The sequence below is a fragment of the Enterobacter sp. LM3 genome (assembly GCF_046622475.1).
Lineage (GTDB): Bacteria > Pseudomonadota > Gammaproteobacteria > Enterobacterales > Enterobacteriaceae > Enterobacter > Enterobacter cloacae_P.
Genome location: NZ_JBJURN010000012.1, coordinates 1 through 18,014 on the forward strand (window position 1 = coordinate 1; position 18,014 = coordinate 18,014).

13 protein-coding genes and 1 tRNA gene are annotated in these 18,014 nt (G+C 53.5%); 5 read left to right on the forward strand and 9 right to left on the reverse strand.

Translation table 11 applies throughout. The annotated features are described in order from the left end of the window. Positions 1-157: 157 nt before the first annotated feature. Positions 158-613 (forward strand): GNAT family N-acetyltransferase, encoded by a 456-nt coding sequence (locus ACJ9N4_RS13760; protein ID WP_182919181.1) that lies wholly within the window; start codon positions 158-160, stop codon positions 611-613. Here ACJ9N4_RS13760 and ACJ9N4_RS13765 read toward each other — a convergent pair. Both ACJ9N4_RS13765 and ACJ9N4_RS13770 read right to left on the reverse strand, forming a co-directional pair. Further along, on the reverse strand, positions 603-1,631 hold the full coding sequence (locus tag ACJ9N4_RS13765; RefSeq protein WP_182919182.1) for a virulence RhuM family protein: 1,029 nt from the start codon (positions 1,629-1,631) through the stop codon (positions 603-605). The two genes, ACJ9N4_RS13760 and ACJ9N4_RS13765, sit on opposite strands and share 11 nt — an antisense overlap. A 58-nt stretch (positions 1,632-1,689) precedes the next feature. Next, positions 1,690-2,031: a SymE family type I addiction module toxin gene (locus ACJ9N4_RS13770; RefSeq protein ID WP_182273140.1), complete on the reverse strand. Its 342-nt coding sequence runs from the start codon at positions 2,029-2,031 to the stop codon at positions 1,690-1,692. Positions 2,032-2,156: 125 nt separating this feature from the next. Between ACJ9N4_RS13770 and ACJ9N4_RS13775 the strand changes: the two genes are divergently transcribed. Then, positions 2,157-2,348, forward strand: coding sequence for a toxin-antitoxin system HicB family antitoxin (locus ACJ9N4_RS13775; RefSeq protein ID WP_182919183.1), 192 nt, complete (start codon positions 2,157-2,159; stop codon positions 2,346-2,348). Between the two features lie 13 nt (positions 2,349-2,361). Here the strand turns inward: ACJ9N4_RS13775 and ACJ9N4_RS13780 are convergent, their stop codons facing one another. Both ACJ9N4_RS13780 and ACJ9N4_RS13785 read right to left on the reverse strand, forming a co-directional pair. Beyond that, complete coding sequence (locus ACJ9N4_RS13780) at positions 2,362-4,161, reverse strand: hypothetical protein (RefSeq protein WP_411500567.1); 1,800 nt, start codon at positions 4,159-4,161, stop codon at positions 2,362-2,364. 124 nt (positions 4,162-4,285) lie between these two features. Beyond that, a tRNA-Sec gene (locus ACJ9N4_RS13785) sits at positions 4,286-4,380 on the reverse strand. Positions 4,381-4,668: 288 nt separating this feature from the next. Between ACJ9N4_RS13785 and ACJ9N4_RS13790 the strand changes: the two genes are divergently transcribed. Together ACJ9N4_RS13790 and yicI are read left to right on the forward strand one after the other, a co-directional pair. After that, entirely contained in the window at positions 4,669-6,060 is a 1,392-nt protein-coding gene (locus ACJ9N4_RS13790) for a glycoside-pentoside-hexuronide family transporter (RefSeq protein WP_182919186.1), read from the forward strand. A 12-nt stretch (positions 6,061-6,072) separates the two neighbouring features. Beyond that, entirely contained in the window at positions 6,073-8,391 is a 2,319-nt protein-coding gene (yicI, locus tag ACJ9N4_RS13795) for an alpha-xylosidase (RefSeq protein WP_182919187.1), read from the forward strand. Positions 8,392-8,445: 54 nt separating this feature from the next. On the opposite strand, the gene ACJ9N4_RS13800 is transcribed toward yicI, so the two are convergent. Beyond that, positions 8,446-10,161 carry an AsmA family protein gene (locus ACJ9N4_RS13800; protein WP_182273132.1) on the reverse strand — a complete coding sequence of 572 codons (1,716 nt, stop codon included), beginning with the start codon at positions 10,159-10,161 and terminating at the stop codon, positions 8,446-8,448. Positions 10,162-10,280: 119 nt separating this feature from the next. Continuing rightward, on the reverse strand, positions 10,281-11,672 hold the full coding sequence (gene xanP, locus ACJ9N4_RS13805) for a xanthine/proton symporter XanP (RefSeq protein WP_182273131.1): 1,392 nt from the start codon (positions 11,670-11,672) through the stop codon (positions 10,281-10,283). A 224-nt stretch (positions 11,673-11,896) separates the two neighbouring features. Here xanP and gltS point away from each other — a divergent pair, with 224 nt between their 5' ends. Continuing rightward, entirely contained in the window at positions 11,897-13,099 is a 1,203-nt protein-coding gene (gene gltS / locus ACJ9N4_RS13810; protein ID WP_182919189.1) for a sodium/glutamate symporter, read from the forward strand. A gap of 2 nt (positions 13,100-13,101) precedes the next feature. Here the strand turns inward: gltS and recG are convergent, their stop codons facing one another. Genes recG through spoT form a run of 3 tightly spaced genes read right to left on the reverse strand, consistent with a single transcriptional unit; the run spans position 13,102 to position 17,995 of the window. Beyond that, a complete protein-coding gene (recG, locus tag ACJ9N4_RS13815; RefSeq protein ID WP_182273130.1) occupies positions 13,102-15,183 on the reverse strand; it encodes an ATP-dependent DNA helicase RecG in 2,082 nt (693 codons plus the stop codon). 3 nt (positions 15,184-15,186) lie between these two features. Beyond that, positions 15,187-15,876, reverse strand: coding sequence for a tRNA (guanosine(18)-2'-O)-methyltransferase TrmH (trmH, locus tag ACJ9N4_RS13820; protein ID WP_182273129.1), 690 nt, complete (start codon positions 15,874-15,876; stop codon positions 15,187-15,189). A 4-nt stretch (positions 15,877-15,880) separates the two neighbouring features. Then, positions 15,881-17,995 carry a bifunctional GTP diphosphokinase/guanosine-3',5'-bis pyrophosphate 3'-pyrophosphohydrolase gene (gene spoT, locus ACJ9N4_RS13825; protein WP_182919190.1) on the reverse strand — a complete coding sequence of 705 codons (2,115 nt, stop codon included), beginning with the start codon at positions 17,993-17,995 and terminating at the stop codon, positions 15,881-15,883. Positions 17,996-18,014: the final 19 nt, after the last annotated feature.

Below are 18,014 nucleotides of genomic sequence, written 5' to 3' on the forward strand. Positions count from 1 at the left end.
AAACGGGTTCTTATGCCTTAGTTGTAAGTGTCTACCATGTCCCCGAACAAGTGTTCACTATGTCCCCGGACTGTACAAGGGAGAGGGCTGGGGGGAGGGGGAACAGACAACCGGGATAGACTTGAATTAACGTGGTTATCCGCACATGATCCCCCTCATGAAAATAGAAACCGCACTTCCCTCACACTTCGAACGTCTGGTCGCAATCTGGGGATCTTCCGTTCGTGCCACGCACCACTTTTTACAGGAAAGCGATATTGCGGCACTGCGTCCGTTATTGCTCAACGTGTATCTGCCAAACCTCAACGTCGTCATTGCCCGCGATGAAACCGGCGTTATTCATGGCTTTTTGGGCGTTGATGAAAACCGCATTGAAATGCTGTTTGTCGACGACGTAAGCCGGGGTAAGGGCGTCGGCAAATTACTGCTGAAATACGCCATCGCAGAGTTCAGTGCGAATGAAGTGGATGTGAACGAGCAAAACCCGCAGGGCGTGGCGTTTTATCGCCATATGGGGTTTGAGCAGGTTGGGCGATCGGCGCTGGACGGGCAGGGTAATCCGTTTCCGTTGCTGCATATGCGGTTGAGTGGAAATACCGAGGTTAGCGCTTAGCCTGCTTATCCCATTTTAATAAGCCGACGATATCTTTTTCTCCTTCGGCTTCTTTAAGCAGGCGCTGTTTTTTTTCAAACTGACTGTATTCCGAACACGCCTTTTCATCAGCCGCTTTCTTGCTGATTTTACCTGCCCCGTCTAAAACGTCCCGGTCGTTAAATTGCAGGAACTGATCGAGTCTGGTTTGCCAGTCTCGTAAAAATACCTGCTGGCGACGTCTGGCCTGATCTTCGGCAAAATCCAGCCACATATTAACGACGCGATTAAGCTCGTTCACTTCATCCTGGGACAGATAATTTTTGGCGGTGGTGACATCGCTTTTACGGACTTCTTCGCCTTTATAGTGGGTCAGCCCCATATGCGGTTGACTGGCGTCTGCGCGTTGGTGAATCAACTCCGCAGCGGTGTGGCCCGTGCAGGCAAAATGCAGTTTATTCTGGATGGTCTGGAAGAATTGCGTGGTTTCTTTAAGCGAGGGCTGATAGTCAGCCGCTAATGCAAAAATCTCCCTGACCCGTAGATAAACCCGGCGTTCGCTGGCCCGAATGTCGCGAATGCGTTCCAGCATGTCATCGAAATAATCGGGTACGGCGGAGGAACCAACGGGCGGATTCCTCAGCCGCTCATCGTCCATGACGAAGCCTTTTACCAGGTATTCCTGCAGCGTCTGGGTGGCCCACTGGCGGAACTGTGTGCCTCGCGTGGAGCGGACACGGTAGCCGATGGCGAGAATGACGGGCAGGCTAAGGTATTGAACATTGTAGGTTTTACCATCGCTGGCAGTTGTTCGGTAAAACCGAACAACTGAATTTTCGACCAGTTCTCCCTCATCAAAGATATTCTTGATATGCCCGCTGATCGTTGCTTTGGCCTTGCCGTATAAGTCGCAGATCATGGCCTGTGAAAGCCACAAAGTATCGCTTTCAAATCGGCATTCGATACGTACTTTTCCATCCCCGCTGGCAAACATGACAAATTCACCTGCTGGCGAATTTATTAATTCTTCATATGTCATGCTGCCTCCACGTTTTAAGGTGTATGTTTTTAAGTTCGTAGTATGCCAGAAATAGCCGCTAAGCCCGGGGAGTTGTTACTGATTTTGCGAGAAGCTTTCCAGGAAGTTGAGTTTGAATCGCTGCAAGCGCTTCTTCTATCTGAATGAGCTTTGCCTTCGTCCGTTTGTATTCGTCCAGCAACCTCTGCTCATTCTCGCTATACGCCACCAGAACGATGCACCCTTTCATCACCTTCACCGTCACCTGATGTCCGGTATCAAACCCCGCCGCGCGTAACCACTTACCGGAAAGAATAATATTCGGCGTGGATTTGTCGAAAACATTCGGGCGGTATCCCACAATTAACGAACGCTCGGTTCCGGATTGGTCGGTGTCTGGGGTAGAATGCGAATCAGCCATAATCAACTCCTTGATAGTTGGTGAGGTTAGACGCTCCGGTTGTGTTCCCACACATCGGGGCGTTGCAAGTAAAGGAGGTTTAGGTGGCCTCCTATGTGTGTCAGAGTAGATGGATAGGTGGCCTCATGTCAATCATATCGCGCGAAAAAAAACCAAAAGGCGGCGGACAATCTCCGCAGTTTAAGATGCGAATTGATCCGGCATTGAAGGAGCAGTTGGATGCAGTGGCGGCTGAGGAAGGGGTGAGTCTCGCCAGCTGGTTGAAGGAGCTGGCGAGGGAGGCGTTAAGGACCAAGGGAATTGAACCCAACGGCTAAATTTTTTATGAGATCAGTCATCATTGAGTCCAATAATATGAAATTCTGCACCAGAGGATTTGATCGCATTATCCGAACTAACTAATAATACATCTAGCTGCCTTTTAATATTATTATCTTGTGTTTTTGTATAATAATTTTTAGTCGTATGGGGCTGAATAACAATTACTCGTGTTTTTATCTTATTAGGATTGGTATTTAATAATGACAATTTATTTATAAATTCAGAAGGCTGTATTAGTTTGTTTTCATACCAACACATTTTATTTTTAGAATTTAATGTTCTTTCGGTAAGATCTTGAACGAGGTTTTTACGAATAGAATATCTCAGGTTTTTTACTGCCTGGCTCAAAACTATATCATGGGCCCCAACTGATACCCTCCTGTTGCTACTTTTGCTATTGGCTGCTTTAATATGAATTAAAGATATTATAGTTTTATCATTGTAATCATCAATATGAATAAAATCTGCTTTTTCTCCCGAACCATCGTCACAATATAACCATCCTGTGGGTTTTTCAGTTGTATTAAAATCTTCGACTGAATTCCACCGGCTATTCCAACGGTTTTTTACCCAACAAAAGAGAGAGTTTTGCATTCCAATTTTAGTTAAATCAAGTTTTCCAGATACTAATGGTTTCTCTTGACATATATTAAAATTTTCGAAATCCGCCCAAATGAATCCATTATAAGTTACATCTTTATAGTCAGTTTTAAAAATCCACGAATTGACTACGGCATGCCCAGATTCATACCAGCATTTAATTAGTTCAGGATGTTTAAATATTCTTGCATACTTATTAAGTATCTCCTTTTTTTGTGTAGTCAAGTGTTGGCTGTGAATTTCAAAGGATACTTCATATTCTTTAATAATTAGCCTTATGCTAATATCTCCGCAATGAATATTTTCATAAAAAACTTTTAGTGAGAAAGATGAGTTCATGGTAGATGAAACTTCTACTTTGTATTTATCCGAGATCGTTCTAAGTAAATCGGCTTTGGTAATACTCATTTCGTAAGGAACGAAATCAGGATCGATTACGGAAAAATCGTAGGCATCTTTCACGCTACTAAGATCGTTAATTGGACTGGCTAAAATACCAATAGGAGTTGGATTGTTTTGGTTATTAGAATTTAACATGTCCAATATTTCTATAACATTTTTTTCAAAGGTATCCCAATCTTTACATGGACCTTTCCAGATAGAAGATTTGAAGGGGTTTAAACCTATAGTTTTATTTCCATTCCCGATTTCGGTTCTTACCGCAGACATCATATATGATTGATCTTCAAGAGGATCTAAAGATTCTGCTACACTATTTCCCCCTAGGACTTTTGAATCAGCTTTGAAAGTGCTTTTGCCATGTATACCAAGAAGCCAAAGCATCTTAATATTATCTTCATTAATGAATAGGTGATTTAAATGTGATATTTCAACTGGATGTAAATTTGGTAATGATGGACTTTTGAAATATTCTCTTATTGAGTCTTTCATACCTTTTTCAGAAAAATAAAATGCCGCATACTTCCCTTGTGTCACTGTAAGTACAATATGATTCTCGATGTCATGGATATCATTTCTTTTAGTCCAGCTAGGGGTTTTATTAATTGAGTAAGGTGAAATTAACACTGAAGCTTCATTAATTATTTCAGTTGTGATTGGGTATTTTATTATTTCCCCTTCGTTATTAATTTCAGTATCTATAATTTTCATTACTGATTCATGAAGGATTTTAGCTGTGTAGTCTAATTTATTAAATCCGACTAATATAGAAAAAAAAGGCGAGAGATGCTCTTTTTGAATATCGTGCATAACGATCTCATTTATTAATATACATTAAAATGAGATGATTATATTAATTTTAGAACAGATAAAGTGATAGTGATCACAAAGGTGGTATATGAATGATTAAAAAGGAAAAATAAAATAACATTTTTGGCGGAAGATCACAGGAGTCGAACCTGCCCGGGAACGCTGGCGTCCCCAACTGGATTTGAAGTCCAGCCACCTCACCGGAGATGACGATCTTCCGCGCCTGCATTGCTACATGGAGGCGGGGCGCATTATAGCTACTTTCAGGCATTTACCACATACCAAAACACACTTTTTTCACCTCTCTTTTGACCTGCACACGGTCATTTCAGTTAATTCCTAAGAAAATCCTCAAGTTAGACCTTCGTGCTGAGTGACTTTTACCGCGATCACAAAAAACAAGAAACGTAATCGGCTAACCAGAAAACGCAATACCCGCTCCTGAAACAATGGTTTAAAAACGAGAAACCGGTTTCAGCGCCTCCTACAGCGTGAGGGATAAAAAAGATGAGCGACGTATTGTCCGTAAAAGAGAAGATTGGCTACGGTATGGGTGATGCCGCCAGCCACATCATTTTTGATAACGTCATGTTGTACATGATGTTTTTCTATACTGATATCTTCGGCATTCCCGCCGGATTTGTCGGTACCATGTTCCTGCTGGCGCGTGCGCTGGATGCCATTTCCGACCCGTGCATGGGTCTGATTGCCGACCGCACCCGCAGCCGCTGGGGCAAGTTCCGCCCGTGGATTTTGTTCGGGGCCATCCCGTTCGGCATCGTCTGCGTGCTGGCGTACACCACGCCAGACCTCAGCCACAACGGCAAACTGATTTACGCCGCGGTGACCTACACGCTGCTGACCCTGCTTTATACCGTGGTCAACATCCCTTACTGCGCGCTGGGTGGCGTCATTACCAACGACCCGACGCAGCGTATCTCCCTGCAGTCCTGGCGCTTTGTGCTGGCAACGGCAGGCGGCATGCTCTCCACGGTGCTGATGATGCCGCTGGTGAACCTGATTGGCGGCGAAGATAAAGCCTTTGGCTTCCAGGGCGGGATTGCCGTGCTGTCGGTGGTGGCGTTCCTGATGCTGGCCTTCTGCTTCTTTACCACTAAAGAGCGTATCCAGGTGCCGCCGAGCACCACCTCCATGCGGGAAGATCTGCGCGACATCTGGTGCAACGACCAGTGGCGCATCGTGGGTGTGCTCACCATCCTCAATATCCTCGCCGTCTGCGTGCGCGGTGGGGCGATGATGTACTACTGCACCTGGATCATGGGCTCGCCGGAAATCTTCGTCGCGTTCCTTACCACCTACTGTGTCGGCAACCTGATCGGCTCCGCGCTGGCAAAACCGCTTACCGACTGGAAATGCAAAGTCAGCATCTTCTGGTGGACTAATGCCGCTCTGGCAGTGGTCAGCGTGGCGATGTTCTTCGTGCCAATGCATGCCAGCGTGGTGATGTTCGCCTTTATCTTCGTCATTGGCGTGCTGCACCAGCTGGTGACGCCAATCCAGTGGGTGATGATGTCCGACACCGTCGATTACGGCGAATGGACCAACGGCAAACGCCTGACCGGCATCAGCTTTGCAGGCACCTTGTTCGTGCTGAAGCTGGGCCTGGCACTGGGCGGCGCGTTGATTGGCTGGATGCTGGCAGGTGGCGGTTATGACGCCGCAGCCAAAACCCAGAACAGTGCCACCATCAGCATCATTATCGGTCTGTTCACGCTGGTTCCGGCGGCCTGCTACGTGCTGAGCGCCATCATCGCCAAACGTTATTACACGCTGAAAACCCCCTTCCTGACCAGAGTCATGGGCGAGCTGGCGCAGGGCGCGCACCGCAATCAGCAGGAATTTGAAAACCTGTCGATCAGCAAAGAATTACAGAACTAAGAGGATGAGAGCATGAAAATCAGTGATGGAAACTGGCTTATTCAACCGGGTCTGGAGGTAACCTGCCCGGTGCAGGTGTTCGACGTGGAGCAACAGGGTAATGACCTGGTGGTCTGGGTTGCACCGCGAGACGTGCGCGAACGGACCTGGCAGCTCGATACATTGATGTTCACGGTTCGTCTGTTTGCCCCGCAGGAAGGGATTGTTGGAGTGCGCATTGAGCACTTCCAGGGCGCACTGAATAACGGCCCACACTATCCACTGAATGTCCTGAAAGACGTGAAGGTTGAGATTGAAAATAACGCGGAATTTGCCGAGCTGAAAAGTGGCAATATCAGCGTGCGCGTCACCAAAGGTGAGTTCTGGGCGCTGGATTTCCTGCGCGACGGCCAGCGTATTACCGGCAGCCAGCTGAAAAACAACGGCTACGTGCAGGACGGCAACACCGATCGTAACTATATGTTTGAGCGTCTGGATCTGGGCGTGGGCGAAACGGTCTACGGCCTGGGCGAACGCTTTACCGCGCTGGTGCGCAACGGTCAGACGGTCGAAACCTGGAACCGCGATGGTGGTACCAGTACCGAACAGTCGTACAAAAACATCCCGTTCTACCTCACCAACCGTGGCTACGGCGTGCTGGTCAACCACCCGGAAAACGTGTCGTTTGAAATCGGCTCCGAGAAAGTCTCCAAAGTGCAGTTCAGCGTGGAAGGCGAGTATCTCGAATATTTCGTGATCGACGGCCCGACGCCGAAAGCGGTGCTGAACCGCTATACGCAGTTCACCGGGCGTCCGGCGCTGCCGCCTGCGTGGTCGTTCGGCCTGTGGCTGACCACCTCGTTCACCACCAACTACGACGAAGCCACGGTGAACAGCTTTATCGACGGCATGGCCGGGCGCAACCTGCCGCTGCACGTCTTCCACTTCGACTGCTTCTGGATGAAGGCGTTCCAGTGGTGCGATTTTGAATGGGACCCGGTGACCTTCCCGGATCCGGAAGGCATGATCCGTCGCCTGAAAGCGAAAGGGCTGAAGATCTGCGTGTGGATCAACCCGTACATCGGCCAGAAATCGCCAATATTTAAGGCGCTGAAAGAGAAGGGCTACCTGCTCAAGCGCCCGGACGGCTCCCTGTGGCAGTGGGATAAGTGGCAGCCGGGGCTGGCGATCTATGACTTCACCAACCCGGAAGCGTGCCAGTGGTATGCCAGCAAGCTGAAAGGCCTGGTGGATATCGGTGTCGACTGCTTCAAGACCGATTTCGGTGAGCGCATCCCGACGGATGTCCGGTGGTTTGACGGCGCTGACCCGCAGAAGATGCACAACCACTACGCCTACATCTATAACGCGCTGGTGTGGAACGTGCTGAAAGAGACGGTGGGCGAAGATGAAGCGGTGCTGTTTGCCCGCTCGGCGTCCGTCGGGGCGCAACAGTTCCCGGTTCACTGGGGCGGCGACTGCTATGCCAACTACGAATCAATGGCTGAAAGCCTGCGCGGCGGGCTGTCGATTGGCCTGTCCGGCTTTGGTTTCTGGAGCCACGATATCGGCGGGTTCGAAAACACTGCCCCGGCGCACGTTTACAAACGCTGGTGTGCGTTCGGGCTGCTCTCCAGCCACAGCCGCCTGCACGGCAGCAAATCCTACCGTGTGCCGTGGGCGTATGATGACGAGTCATGCGACGTCGTACGTCACTTCACCCAGCTGAAATGCCAGATGATGCCGTACCTGTACCGTCAGGCGGCGCTGGCGCGCGAGTGCGGCACGCCGATGCTGCGTGCGATGATACTGGAGTTCCCGGACGATCCAGCGTGCGATTACCTCGACCGCCAGTACATGCTGGGGGATTCAGTGCTGGTTGCGCCGGTATTCTCCGAAGCGGGTGACGTGCAGTTCTACCTGCCGGAAGGACGCTGGACGCACCTGTGGCACAACGATGAAATCCAGGGCAGCCGCTGGCATAAACAGCAGCATGGTTTCCAGAGCCTGCCGGTCTACGTGCGTGACAACACCCTGCTGGCGCTGGGCAATAATAACCAGAAACCGGACTATGCGTGGAACGAGGGCACAACCTTCCAGCTGTTTAACCTGAGCGATGGCGCAACGGCAATCAGCGAAGTGCCTGCGGCGGACGGTTCGGTGGTATTTACGCTGAAAGCGACACGCCAGGGCGACACGGTGATCCTCCAGGGCGAAGGCGAGGCGCAAAACTGGTCGGTCTGTTTGCGTAACGTGCAGCAGGTCAGCGAAGTGAAAGGTGGTTCCCATGCCGGTAGCGAGTGGGGCGTGGTGGTGAAAGCGCAGGGGAATGAGATTGTGATCCATCTCTGAGCCCCCTCATCTTCTCCCCAAAGGGGCGAGGGAATGGTTTACTCCCTCTCCCTGTTAGGGAGAGGGCTGGGGTGAGGGCGGAGCCGCCGGAACGGTTGTCACCACGCCACCGGTCATCACCTGCTGCACCTGCTGTTTATCCATATTCGCCGCGTTCAGCTTGCCGTTCACCGTTGGCTTCAGTGGTGCGTTTGCCTGCACGCTGCCAGTCGCGGTCAGCTGAATATTGCCATCTCCCGTAACAGGCAATGCTGGCCAGCCCCACTGGTTAATGATATTCAGCGGCACACCGCGCCCGTTCAGGCTCACGGTGGTTTGTCGTTGTGGCAGTTGCGAAACCGTCGCGGTAGCTTCCAGGATCCCTTTCTCGGTAAAAGCGCTGAGCTCGGTAATATTGACCGTCGACGCGTTGGCATTCAACGACAGCGACGGGCGACGCACGTCCACGCGGTTAAACGTCGCCGCCGCGCCGTTCAATGTGGCGTTGCCACCCCAAACGCCCCACTGCCGGTCTTTTACCACCTGCAGGTTCGCGCCGTAACCATCAAGAGAGGTAATTTGCCACGGGAAGGCCGGGTCGATATCAATCACCAGGTTACGACTCAGGCCGAATTTTTTCAGCGTCACGCTGTTTAGCCATTCGGGTAGCGGATCCATCCACAGCGTTTTCCAGTTCTGTGGCAGGGTGTATTCCAGACCCGCGATGGCGGCATCGTCCAGCTCCAGCGCTTTACCGTCGCGCAGCCAGTTGCCGGAGGTGCGCACCATACCGCCTTCCCAGCGTGAGGTGAACTGGCGCAGCGCCACGCCCTGCGGGGAGAATTCCGCATTCAGGATCGGGTCGAAAAGATGCACTGAGCCATAGATAAATTCGCTGGCATTCATGGACAAACGTCCCTCCTGACTCTGCCAGTCGCCTTTGCTCAGCGTCATGTTACGCAGGCTTAAATCGAGGTCGGTAACCGCCCAGTCCGGCCCCTGGAGGCTGGCATCGGTGACTTCCAGCCGCCCAATCTGCAGGGAGGGCAGTGTGGTAATGGGAGTGAAGAAATCCATCAGCGACTTATCGCTCTGCAGGCGGGTCTCATTCAGGCGCAGGGTGTCGATGATCCAGCTACCATCCGCATTGCGCAGGGCAGAGCCCGTGAGCGAGCCGCGCGCCATATCGGCCCCGATGGTATTCAGCACCACCTCTTTGCCGTTGATCTGGCCCTGAATCAGCACATTACTGGCCGGAACACCGTTGAGGGTGAGTGAGCCTGCGCTCATCTGGATTTGTGCGTTTTGACCCAGCACGTTACCTGCTTCAGGCTGCCACGGGCTGACGCCACCCGTGACTTTTTGGGCGCTTAAATCCCACTCTGTATTGGGGCTGTTAAAGGCCATGTTGTCCAGTTGCAGACGGTCTGCCTGGAAGGGCAGCGGTGCGGTTTGCGGAGAGAGGTTCAGCGTGCCATCAGACAGGGTGATGGTGTCCATATGCAGCGGGTCGGTAAACTGGCGGCTGCTTAAACCAATATCGACCTTTTTCGCAACCAGCGTGGCGGGTTTGCCATCACGGCCAAAGGTGACGTTTTCCAGAATGATGTGGGAAGGCGATGAAAAGCGGTGATCCATCAGGTCAAAATTGAGTTCGTAATCGGTATTCACCGTTACCCAACTGCTGACCTGTGACGCGCCCCAGCGGGTCTGGAGCAGGATATAGAGCGCCAGCACCACAATGAGCAGGGCTACCAGAAGATAGACGAGTAGCTTTCCAATAAATTTCATGGTCTTCCATCCCGCAAAACGCACATAAAGGAGTTATGCACGATTTATGCGCAATCCTCAAGGCGGGAATGGCGTAATAAGATGTCACGGCAGGCATTGACAGCCTGCCGTGATGACGATCAATTTTTTTCAGGCGGGAAAACGAGGTTCAGTACGATAGCGGTGATACCCCCTGCCGCGATGCCGGAAGAGAGCAGGTTTTTCACCCAGTCCGGAGCAAACTGCAGGATCAGCGGTTGCTGGGAAACGCCCAGACCAACGGCCAGTGACAGCGCAATAATCATAATTGCGCGACGGTTCAGCGGCTCGCGGGAGACGATACGCACGCCTGAGGCCGCAATCGTCCCGAACATCACCAGCGTCGCGCCGCCCAGTACCGGTTCAGGGATGTGCTGGACAAAGCCGCTCACCGCCGGGAACAGGCCGAGGACGATCAGCATCAGCGCAACCACAAAACCGACGTAACGGCTGGCAACGCCGGTCAACTGGATCACCCCGTTGTTCTGGCCGAAGCAGGAGTTCGGGAAGGTGTTGAAGACCGCAGAGACAAACGAGTTTAGCCCGTTCGCCAGCACGCCGCCCTTCAGGCGCTTCATGTATAGCGGGCCGGAAACCGGCTGCTCAGAAACGTCAGAGGTGGCCGTGATATCCCCGATGGTTTCAAGCGAGGTGATCATAAAGACCAGCATCAGTGGCAGCAGCAGACCCCAGTCAATGCCCAGGCCGTAGTAGAGCGGAGTGGGGACGGTGATCAGTGCCGTGTTTGTGGATGCCGTGTGTTCCGGCAGCATACCCAGTGCCCATGCCAGCAGATAACCGGCCGCCATTGCGATCACCAGCGAGGCCACGCGCAGGTAAGGGTTACGCTGACGGTTAAGCAGAATAATGATAGCCAGCACCACACCCGCCAGCAGCAGATTTTTCGGTGCGCCGAACGTGTGGTCGCTCATGGCCGCATAACCCCCGCCGATGGAGGTCAGGCCGACCTGAATCAGCGACAGGCCGATAATCATCACCACCACGCCGGATACCAGCGGGGTGATCACGCGGCGTGCCAGGTGAAGAACGCGGGAGATAACCATTTCCGTGCAGCTTGCCAGCATCAGCGTGCCAAAGAGCGCAGCCATCATGGTCGGGACATCCGCACCACCGGTTTTCAGTGCCGTACCGCCCATGATCAGCGGTGCCACAAAGTTAAAACTGGTGCCCTGAATTGATAACAATCCAGATCCCACCGGGCCCCACGCTTTAATTTGAATAATCGAGGCCACGCCGGAGGCAAAGAGAGACATGCTGATGATGTGCTGTGTGTCCTGAGCCGGTAAACCGAGTGCCTGGCAAATCAGCAGCGCGGGGGTGATTACCGCAACGAACATAGCCAGAAGGTGCTGGCAGGCGGCGAATAGCGTCTGCGGCAGCGGTGGTCGATCTTCAAGGCGGTAAATCAGTTCGCTATTTTGCTTCTGCGCAATCGGTTGCGCATCAGGAGACTCTATGGTGTTAACGGACATCGACGACAATCCCACGGTGGAAAAGCGGGCATTTTATCTGACCATCTGGTAAAAGCAAACGATTGCCAACAAAAAATGACAAGAAAATCTGCTACTGCGGACAGCTTTTCTACAACCCATGAGGAAAAAAAATTACACTTTTTCCGCCGGTGGCTCATGACGAGCGCAAACCGGCCAGGATAACGCCGCGTGTGTAAGGAACACGCGCACAAAAGGAGCCTTTTATGATTCATCTTGATACGTTGTCGACCCTTGTTGCCGCAACGCTGGTTTTACTGCTTGGTCGCAAGCTGGTACACAGCGTTTCCCTTCTCAAGAAGTACACTATTCCTGAACCCGTCGCCGGTGGATTGCTGGTGGCACTGGCTCTGCTGGTGCTGAAAAAAAGCATGGGCTGGGAAATCGATTTTGATATGTCCCTGAAAGACCCGCTGATGCTGGCCTTCTTTGCCACCATCGGCCTGAATGCCAACCTGGCGAGCCTGCGTGCGGGCGGTAAAGTGCTCGGCGTGTTTTTGATTGTGGTGGTCGGGTTGCTGCTGATGCAAAACGCCATTGGTATCGGCATGGCGACGCTGCTGGGGCTGGATCCGCTGATGGGCCTGCTGGCTGGGTCAATTACTCTGTCCGGTGGACACGGTACCGGAGCGGCGTGGAGTAAGCTGTTTATCGAGCGTTATGGTTTTGAAAACGCAACGGAAGTGGCGATGGCCTGCGCAACCTTCGGCCTGGTGCTGGGCGGGTTGATTGGCGGCCCGGTGGCGCGTTATCTGGTGAAGCATTCTGCTACGCCAGACGGCAGACCAGACGATGAGCTGGTCCCCACAGCGTTTGAAAAGCCGGATGTCGGGCGCAATATCACGTCGCTGGTGTTGATTGAAACCATCGCCATGATTGCCATCTGCCTGACCGTGGGCAAAGTGGTTGCGCAATGGCTGGCGGGCTCCATGTTTGAACTGCCAACGTTTGTTTGTGTGCTGTTTATCGGGGTGATCCTCAGTAACGGTCTGGCGGTGATGGGCTTCTACCGCGTGTTTGAACGCGCCGTGTCGGTGCTTGGCAACGTTTGCCTGTCGCTGTTCCTGGCGATGGCGCTGATGAGCCTCAAACTCTGGGAGCTGGCGTCCCTGGCGCTGCCAATGGTGGCGATTCTGGCGGTTCAGGCTCTGTTTATGGCGTTGTATGCCATATTCGTGACCTGGCGCATGATGGGTAAAAACTATGATGCGGCGGTACTGGCGGCAGGGCACTGCGGGTTTGGCCTGGGGGCAACGCCAACGGCTATCGCGAACATGCAGGCGATCACCGAGCGGTTTGGGCCATCTCATATGGCGTTTCTGGTGGTACCGATGGTCGGTGCGTTCTTCATTGATATCGTCAACGCACTGGTGATCAAACTTTACCTGATGCTACCGATGTTTGCCTGATATCAGGCGTTGGAATAGCGCTCGGTTTCCGGCATCCAGCGCTCAATTAACGCTGCCGCCTGTTCGGGGTAGCGTTCATGAATATGGCGTGCGAGGCGCTGAACTTCGGGGATCATGGCCTGATCGCGCAGTAAGTCTGCCACTTTGAATTCGGCGTTACCCGTCTGGCGTGTGCCCAGCAGTTCACCCGGGCCACGGATCTCCAGGTCTTTTTGCGCAATCACGAAGCCGTCGTTGCTGTCGCGTAACACCTGCAGGCGCATTTGCGCGGTTTTAGAGAGTGGGGCTTTGTAGAGCAGCACACAGTGCGATGCCACCGCGCCACGTCCCACGCGGCCACGGAGCTGGTGGAGTTGTGCAAGCCCCAGACGCTCCGGGTTTTCAATGATCATCAGGCTGGCGTTCGGCACGTCCACGCCCACTTCGATAACCGTTGTGGCAACCAGCAGATGAAGCTCACCCTGTTTGAATGACTGCATCACCGCCTGTTTTTCGGCGGGCTTCATGCGTCCGTGAACCAGCCCAACGTTCAGCTCTGGCAGCGCCAGCTTTAACTCTTCCCACGTTGCTTCTGCAGCCTGTGCTTCCAGCAGTTCAGACTCTTCAATCAGCGTACAAACCCAGTACGCCTGACGCCCTTCGTGTGTGCAGGCATTGCGCACGCGGTCAATGATATCGCTGCGCCGCGTGTCCGGAATGGCGACGGTCGTGACTGGCGTACGGCCTGGCGGCAGTTCGTCGATGGTGGAGGTATCCAGATCGGCATAGGCGGTCATCGCCAGGGTGCGTGGAATTGGCGTGGCGGTCATGATCAGCTGATGCGGATGAAAGCCCTGCTGCAGACCTTTTTCCCACAACGCCAGACGCTGGTGCACACCGAAACGGTGCTGTTCGTCGATAATCACCAGCGCAAGGCCGTTAAACTGCACCTGTTCCTGGAAAATAGCATGCGTGCCGACAATCATCTGCACATCACCGCGGGCGATGGCATCCTGTTGCGCAAGGCGCGCTTTGCCCTTTTGCTTACCGGCGAGCCAGCCCACTTCCACGCCAAGCGGGGCGAACCAGTTGCGGAAATTGTTTGCGTGCTGTTCGGCCAGCAGTTCGGTCGGTGCCATCAGTGCCACCTGCTTACCGTGAGCAATCGCGCGCAGGGCGGCCAGGGCGGCAACCAGTGTTTTACCGGAGCCTACATCACCCTGTACCAGGCGCATCATCGGCACATCAAGCGCCATATCACGTTCAATCTCAGCGGTCACACGTGCCTGTGCGCCGGTCGGCTTAAACGGCAGCGAGGCCAGCAGCTTATCTTTGAGCTCATCACGCTGGCTGAGCGGCTGGGCATGAAAACGCTGCGCGCCCGCGCGAAGTGCCAGCATGCTCAGGTTATGAGCCAGTAATTCCTCAAGGATAAGACGCCGTTGGGCGGGGTGTTTACCGCTTTCTAAATCGCTAAGCTGCAGTGACGGTGGTGGGCGGTGCAGGGTGCGCATCGCTTCCGGCAGGCTCATCATCCCCTGTGCCAGCTCAGGCGGTAACAGTTCGGTAATGGCGCAGGTATCGAGCAGCTCCAGTGCCTGGTCAGTGAGCTTACGCAGTGTCGCCTGCTTGATCCCTTCGGTCGTCGGGTAGACCGGGGTGAGCGTCTCCTGCAACTCTGGCGTGCTGAGATCGCCCTGCACGCGGTACTCCGGGTGGATCATCTCTGCGCCATATTTGCCGCGTTTGGCTTCGCCATAAGCCAGTACCCTGCGGCCCGTGGCGAGGCTGTTTTTCATCGCCGCGCTGAAGTTGAAAAAGCGCATGGTGAGAATGCCGGTGCCGTCGCTGATCTGGCAGGTCATCATCCGGCGTCCGCCGAAGGTGATGTTGCAGTTCAGCACTTCGCCTTCAACGGTGGCGTAGAGTGCAGGAAGGAGATCGCCAATCTTATACAGCTGGGTGCGGTCTTCGTAACGCAGGGGGAGGTGAAGCAGGAGATCCTGTAGGGTGTGCAGGCCAATTTTGGCCAGTTTACTGCTTTGCGCCGCACCCACGCCCGTCAGCGTATTGAGCGGTATGGCATCCAGCAGGCGGCCTTTCATGTTTTATCCTGCGTACTGCATGGTAGACCACCACTCTGCATCGGCTTCGATTTCGCCCTGCGCATTGACGTGGGGGTAAGGTAATTTTTTCTGCTTCGCGACGCGAGCCAGTACGGGATAACCGCCTTCAAACAGCAGGCGCTGTTGTTCGTCTTCCGGCAGCATACTGTTGCTGCGCTCGTACATCCCGGCGTTCTGACGCTGGCGCTGCGCTTCATACAAGATGAGCGCAGAGGCGACGGATACGTTCAGGGATTGCACCATACCGATCATCGGGATGATGATGTCCTGATCTGCCAGCTCCAGCGCTTCCTGAGTGATCCCGGTTTTTTCCTGACCCATCAAAATGCAGGTCGGGCGGGTATAGTCGATCTCACGGAAATCCACGGCTTTGTCGGAAAGGTGGGTTGCAAGAACCTGCATACCGCGATCTTTCAGATGTGATACCGCTTCACCGATGGTTTGATGGCTTTTGACAGAAACCCAGCTGTTACTGCCCGCAGCGGCGGACACCATCGTACGCATGCGAGTGCCCGTCCAGACGGCGTGGACTTCATGCACGCCGACGGCGTCTGCGGTACGGACAATAGCAGAGACGTTATGAGGTTTATGGACCTGCTCCATGCAGACTGTCAGGTCAGGCTGACGCCTGGCGAGCATTTCGCAGATCCGCTCGTAACGTTTTGAATTCATTAATCTAGTTTCGGTTTCGGGTGACTTTGATAACATCCGGCATGACGCGGATCTTGCGCATAATGTTCGCCAGATGCACGCGGTCACGGGCGGTCAGACGAATAAAGGCGCTGTACACGCGGCCATCTTTTTCTTCCGTGTTCAGGCTCTGAATATTGGAAGACGCCGTATTGATTGCCGCCGTCAGGTTCGCCAGCGCACCCTGGTGGTTGAACATATCCACCTTAATTTCGGCGATAAATTCCTGCGCTGTCTCTTTATCCCACTCGACCGCCATAAACTTCTCAGGCTCTTTCTGGTAGCCACGGATGTTACGACAGGACTCGTGGTGAATAACCAGACCTTTGCCTGGGCTGACGTGCGCAATAATTGGGTCACCAGGAATTGGACGGCAACATTTTGCGAAGGTGATAAGCACCCCGTCCGCGCCTTTTATCGGCAGGTGGCCGTGGCCTGGTGTTGTTGTCGGAACCGCAGAGGTATCGCCCTGTTGCAGGTTCTTCGCCACCACCACGCTCATGGCGTTGCCGAGGCCAATCTCTGCCAGCAGATCATCAAGCGAAGCGAGCTTCATACGCTCCAGCTCACGCTGGATGTTTTCTTTCGGGATTTCAGCCAGCTTACGGCTACCACCCAACGCGTGGTTGAGCAGGCGGCGTCCCAGACTGACGGAGTCATCACGCTTGAGGTTTTTCAGCAACTGACGGATTTTAGCGCGCGCTTTGGAGCTCACGACAAAGTTCAGCCAGGCCGCGTTCGGACGTGCGCCCGGTGCGGTAATAATTTCCACCGTCTGACCGCTGGAGAGCGGCTGAGACAACGGATAAGGCTGTCTGTCGACGCGCGCACCCACGCAGGCATGGCCGATATCGGTATGCACGGCGTAAGCGAAGTCGACCGGTGTAGCACCCGCAGGCAGTTCGACAATGCGCCCTTCTGGGGTGAAAACGTAAATCTCATCCGGGAAGAGATCGGATTTAACGCTCTCGATAAATTCAAACGAGCTACCCGCACTCTGCTGCAGCTCCAGCAGGCTTTGCATCCAGCGCTGGGCGCGGATTTGTGCAGTAGTGCTGCTTTCGCTACCGTGCTCTTTATAAGCCCAGTGCGCTGCGACACCCATCTCTGCCATCTGGTCCATGTCTTCGGTGCGGATTTGCACCTCAACAGGCACGCCGTGTGGCCCGATCATCGAGGTATGCAAAGATTGATAGCCGTTCGCTTTTGGAATGGCGATGTAATCTTTAACGCGCCCCGGACGCGGTTTATACAGGCTGTGCATCTGGCCCAACACGCGATAACAGGTATCGGCGTCATGAACAACCACGCGGAATGCGTAGATATCCATAATCGAATGGAAACGCTGCTCTTTGAGCACCATTTTGCAGTAGATGGAGTACAGATGTTTTTCGCGACCGCTGACGCGGCACGGAATTCCCGCTTCCTGTAAACGCCCTTCGATTTCAGAGAGGATCTTTTGAATCATCTCTTTGCGGTTACCACGTGCGGCTTTCACCACCTCTTTAATCACGCGATAGCGGTTCGGGTACAACGCTTCAAAACCCAGCTCTTCCAGCTCGGTTTTAATGTGATGGATACCTAAACGGTGCGCCAGCGGACTGTAGATTTCGAGGGTTTCACGGGCAATGCGGCGACGTTTATCCGGGCGAAGTGAGCCCAGCGTGCGCATGTTGTGGGTACGGTCAGCGAGTTTGATGAGAATGACGCGGATATCCTGCACCATCGCCATAATCATCTTGCGGAAGTTTTCGGCTTGCGCCTCTTTCTTGTCGCGGAAATTCAGCTTATCAAGCTTAGAGACCCCTTCCACCAGTTCGGCAACGCTTTTGCCAAACAGCTGTTCCATGTCCTGATAGGTGGCGGGGGTATCTTCAATCACGTCATGCAGCAGGGCAGCCATCAGCGTTTCGTAGTCGAGTTTCATCTCGGCCAGAATACAGGCCACCGCTACCGGGTGCGTGATATAGGGTTCACCGCTTGAACGTGTCTGGCCCTCGTGAGCGTCACGTGCAACGAGATACGCCTGCTGGAGACGCTTAATCTGGTCTTCCGGCAGGTAGTGTTGAATCAGTTGATTCAGGCTTTCAAACAGATACAAGGGCGACCCGCAGGTTTAA